The 4750-nt window shown below is 64.9% G+C and carries 4 protein-coding genes and 1 pseudogene; all 5 read left to right on the top strand.

The annotated features are described in order from the left end of the window. Positions 1 to 576 (top strand): NAD-dependent epimerase/dehydratase family protein (locus ACRDUX_RS31490; RefSeq protein ID WP_526419875.1); only part of this gene is annotated, 576 nt, incomplete at its 5' end. A 362-nt stretch (positions 577 to 938) separates the two neighbouring features. Next, positions 939 to 1538 (top strand): 50S ribosomal protein L10, encoded by a 600-nt coding sequence (rplJ, locus tag ACRDUX_RS31485; protein WP_526419873.1) that lies wholly within the window; start codon positions 939 to 941, stop codon positions 1536 to 1538. 54 nt (positions 1539 to 1592) lie between these two features. Next, positions 1593 to 1979 carry a 50S ribosomal protein L7/L12 gene (gene rplL, locus ACRDUX_RS31480; RefSeq protein ID WP_526419871.1) on the top strand — a complete coding sequence of 129 codons (387 nt, stop codon included), beginning with the start codon at positions 1593 to 1595 and terminating at the stop codon, positions 1977 to 1979. 231 nt (positions 1980 to 2210) lie between these two features. Then, complete coding sequence (locus ACRDUX_RS31475) at positions 2211 to 3311, top strand: ABC transporter ATP-binding protein (protein ID WP_526419869.1); 1101 nt, start codon at positions 2211 to 2213, stop codon at positions 3309 to 3311. Between the two features lie 580 nt (positions 3312 to 3891). Then, positions 3892 to 4750 (top strand): annotated as a pseudogene (locus ACRDUX_RS31470) (DNA-directed RNA polymerase subunit beta); the annotation flags it as partial.

Below are 4750 nucleotides of genomic sequence, written 5' to 3'. Positions count from 1 at the left end.
GGACGGGTGGTGCAGGAGTCCGTGGTGATGATCTACGCCGACGGCGGCGACCGCTGGCTCGACGAGCAGGCCCCCGTCGATCACTATCCGATAGCGCGGGGCAACCATGCCGCGGAAGCCAGCGCGCGTCGATTCGCGCACGCGGGCGCAACGGCGATCACGTTGCGGTTCGGGCTCTTCTACGGCCAGGGATCCGCGCAGAGCCGCGAGTTTCTTGCGTTGGCGCGCAAGCACGTCGGGTTCATGCCTGGACGGTCGTCGTCGTACCTGTCCTCGATCCATCTCGACGACGCCGCCGAGGCAGTGGTGGCCAGCCTCGGGGCGCCCGGCGGCGTGTACAACGTCGTCGACGACGAGCCGCTGACCAAGGCTGGTTATGCCAAGGCGTGTGCCGACGCCGTGGAAACCGGTCTGTGGGTGCGGGTGCCTGGCCGTTTGGGTCTACTGCTCGGTGACCGGCTCACCTCGCTGACGCGGTCGTTGCGCGTGAGCAACGCGTCATTCCGGTCCGCCACCTCGTGGCGGCCGCGTTTCCCGAGTGCCAGTGAGGGCTACCTGGCGATGGCTGCCGGCTGACGCCAGCCCACCCACGCCGACGTCTCCCGCGATCCCGCCCGCTGGTGGTTTGGGCGCGCTGAGTCGCGAGCACCGCAACCGAACGCGCCGAAGTCCCATGATGGAAAGAAGCGTTTTGGCTGACCGGGAGGTAGCACGCTATCCTTTCCGTTGTTCCACCGAAGACCGTCGGTCACCGAGAAATCGGTTGAAGGTCCGGGAAACCCCGGGCGGCCCACGCAGGAGGACGAGGCATCACCGCTGGCGCGTGCCAGCGGATCTTCACGCCCCGGCCGCACTGCGCCCGGGGCGTTCGTCGTTTCCAGACCATTCAGCCGGATTCAAAGGGTGCCCGCCGGCCCAAACCTAGATAGGAGGCATGCATGGCCAAAGCTGAGAAGGCCACCGCCGTTGCCGACATCGCCGAGCAGTTCAAGGACTCGACCGCCGCGGTCGTCACCGAGTACCGCGGGCTCACCGTGGCCAACCTTGCCGATCTGCGCAAGTCCCTCGGAGACTCCGCCACGTACTCGGTCGCCAAGAACACCCTGGTAAAGCGCGCTGCCTCCGCAGCAGGTGTGAAGGGCCTGGACGAACTGTTCACCGGTCCGACCGCCATCGCGTTCATCAAGGGTGAGCCCGTCGACGCCGCAAAGGCGATCAAGAACTTCGCCAAGGACAACAAGGCCCTGATCGTCAAGGGCGGCTACATGGACGGCAAGGCGCTGTCCGTGGACGAGGTCAACCGCATCGCGGACCTCGAGTCGCGCGAGGTGCTGCTGGCCAAGCTGGCCGGAGCGATGAAGGCCAAGACGAGCCAGGCCGCGGCGCTGTTCGCAGCCCCCGCATCGCAGGTCGCCCGCCTCGTCTTCGCGTTGCAGGAGAAGAGAGCAGCCGAAGAAGGCGCCGGTTCCGGCCCCGCGCCAGAGGTAGACGCACCAGAAGCAGAAGCAGCATCGGACGCCTCGGCACCTGCCGAGTAGACCACCCAAACACCACCACAGACCCAAGCAAGATATTTAGGAAGGGACCACACAATGGCCAAGCTCAGCACCGAAGACCTGCTCGACGCGTTCAAGGAACTGACCCTGTTGGAGCTCTCTGAGTTCGTCAAGGCGTTCGAGGAGACCTTCGACGTCACCGCCGCCGCGCCGGTCGCCGTCGCAGCCGCCCCGGGTGCAGCCGCCCCCGCCGAGGCCGCCGAGGAGCAGTCGGAGTTCGACGTCGTCCTCGAGGGCGCGGGCGACAAGAAGATCGGCGTCATCAAGGTCGTCCGCGAGATCGTGTCCGGCCTTGGTCTCAAGGAGGCCAAGGACCTCGTCGACAGCGCCCCCAAGTCGCTGCTCGAGAAGGTCAACAAGGACGTCGCCGACGACGCCAAGGCCAAGCTCGAGGCCGCAGGCGCGACGGTCACCGTCAAGTAGTAGTTCTGCACGCAAGGGCCCCCGGGAATCCCGGGGGCCCTTTGCGTTGCACGGGTTCGGTGGCAACCGGGGTGCCTGCAGAGGTGAAAACGAGCAAACTGCGACCCTCGTTTGCCTCCCCGGCCGGATGGCACAAAGGCGTTAGGGCCGATGGCGAGTGCGCTACAGTGACTCAAGCCACAGGCGGGCATGTCTGGTTGGCGGGCAAAGACACTGGCGGAAGGGTCGCGCGTGGGCATCGGTATTCAGGTTGAGGGGCTGACGAAGTCCTTCGGGCCCCAGCGAATTTGGGAGGACGTGACGTTCGACCTGCCTCCTGGTGAGGTCAGCGTGCTGTTGGGGCCGTCCGGTACCGGTAAGTCGGTGTTTCTGAAGTCGCTGATCGGTCTGCTGCGTCCCGAGCGCGGCAAGATCATCGTCGACGGCACCAACATCATCGAGTGCTCGGCCAAGGAGCTCTACGAGATCCGCACGCTGTTCGGGGTGATGTTCCAGGACGGCGCGCTGTTCGGGTCGATGTCGTTGTATGACAACACCGCGTTCCCGCTTCGTGAGCACACGAAGAAGAAGGAATCCGAGATCCGTCAGATCGTGATGGAGAAGCTCGATCTGGTCGGTCTGACGGGGGATGAGACGAAGTTCCCCGGGGAGATCTCCGGTGGTATGCGCAAGCGGGCCGGGCTGGCCCGCTCCCTGGTGTTGGATCCGCAGATCATCCTGTGCGACGAGCCGGACTCCGGTCTGGACCCGGTGCGTACGGCGTATCTGTCGCAGTTGTTGATCGACATCAACGCTCAGATCGACTGCACCATTCTGATCGTGACGCACAACATCAACATCGCCCGCACGGTGCCCGACAACATGGGGATGTTGTTCCGCAAGCATCTGGTGATGTTCGGTCCGCGTGAGGTGCTGCTGACCTCCGATGAGCCGGTGGTCAAGCAGTTCCTCAACGGTCGCCGGATCGGGCCGATCGGGATGTCGGAGGAGAAGGACGAGTCGACGATGGCCGAGGAGCAGGCCATGATCGACGCGGGTCACCACGATGGTGGTACCGAGGAGATCGAGGGTGTGCCGCCGCAGGTCAATGCCACCCCGGGGATGCCGCATCGCCAGGCCGTCGACCGTCGCCAGGCCCGGGTGCGCGAGATCATGCACACCCTGCCGCCGGCCGCCCAGGAAGCCATCCGCAAGGACCTCGACGGGCACAACCAGCACCCGACGTCCAGCATGGCCAACGTCAACACCAGCAGCGACGACGACCCGACCGCCCGGCACCGCAACGCCGAAGAAGAAACCCCAACGGCGTCGATTCCGGTCGCCAGGGATTGACCTCTCCCGGTCGGCCGACTGGTTGACCGCCCTGCAGTGAATAGCGCCCGCGCACTGCTTGACCGTCCCTCCCTGGTCGTCATGGGTCGTCGGCCCGTTCCGTTGCGCGACGCCGCGCTGGTGATCTCGTGGTTGGCCGTGGAGCGCGGATGGGCCTACGAACGGCTCGAATCGGCGGCCGAGTCGCAACTCGATTGGGCAGACCCGCGAGCTACGAGAACTGTCCACACGAAACGCGGCGCGAACCCTTGACGGAAACGCTCAAACGGGCCAGTCTGTTGGTCAGCATGTATGTACGGGTTGAGGTCGCCAGCCAGCGCCGGGAGCCCTATCATGCGGATGTTGAGGAATGCGCCGTTCTGCGCTAGTGTTGGACGTTGCGCTGGCTGCATCCTGCCCACCCTCACCTGCACTCTGACACGACCACTGGTCTGAGCCCCGCTCAGTGACCTAGACGCGTGCCGCGTGGCGGAGAGATTCAGGCTTGAGAACGCCAGCCGAACCTAACGCAGATAACGCGGCAAGGGTCCGGTCTTCGGCCGATCGCCCACAGTCGCATCCGGTGCTGGAAGGATGCATCTTGGCAGTCTCTCGCCAGAGCAAGTCAGTAGAAAACCCCAACAACTCCGTTCCGGGAGCACCCAACCGAGTTTCGTTCGCCAAGCTCCGCGAGCCTCTAGAGGTTCCCGGCTTGCTTGACGTGCAGACGGACTCCTTCGAGTGGCTGATCGGCTCCGATGGATGGCGTGAGAAGGCACTCGAGCGTGGCGAGGTCAGCCCGGTCGGTGGCCTCGAAGAGGTGCTCACTGAGTTGTCGCCGATCGAGGACTTCGCGGGCACGCTCTCGCTGAGCTTCTCCGATCCGCGCTTCGACGAGGTCAAGGCGCCCGTCGACGACTGCAAGGAAAAGGATCAGACCTACGCGGCGCCGCTGTTCGTGACCGCCGAGTTCATCAACAACACCACCGGTGAGATCAAGAGCCAGACCGTCTTCATGGGTGACTTCCCGATGATGACGGAGAAGGGCACCTTCATCATCAACGGCACCGAGCGTGTCGTGGTGTCCCAGCTCGTCCGCTCGCCAGGCGTCTACTTCGACAAGTCGAAGGACAAGGCCACCGAGAACGACCTGACCAGTGTCAAGGTCATCCCCGGTCGCGGTGCGTGGCTCGAGTTCGACGTCGACAAGCGCGCCACCGTCGGCGTGCGCATCGACCGCAAGCGCCGTCAGCCGGTCACCGTGCTGCTGAAGGCACTCGGCTGGACCAGCGAGAAGATCACCGAGCGCTTCGGTTTCTCCGAGATCATGATGTCGACCCTCGAGAAGGACAGCACCGCCGGTCCCGACGAGGCTCTGCTGGACATCTACCGGAAGCTGCGCCCGGGCGAGCCGCCGACCAAGGAGTCCGCGCAGGCCCTGCTGGAGAACCTGTTCTTCA

Origin of the sequence: Mycobacterium sp., assembly GCF_050701675.1 — a bacterium.
Taxonomy (GTDB): domain Bacteria; phylum Actinomycetota; class Actinomycetes; order Mycobacteriales; family Mycobacteriaceae; genus Mycobacterium.
The sequence above is the reverse complement of the archived record's forward strand: the minus strand, read 5'-3'. Positions and strand labels throughout refer to the sequence as shown.

What these genes read in the sequence shown, in the direction of transcription:
- rplJ (WP_526419873.1), top strand. Translation starts at nt 939, where the DNA reads ATGGCCAAAGCTGAGAAGGCCACCGCCGTTGCCGACATCGCCGAGCAG.
- rplL (WP_526419871.1), top strand. Translation starts at nt 1,593, where the DNA reads ATGGCCAAGCTCAGCACCGAAGACCTGCTCGACGCGTTCAAGGAACTG.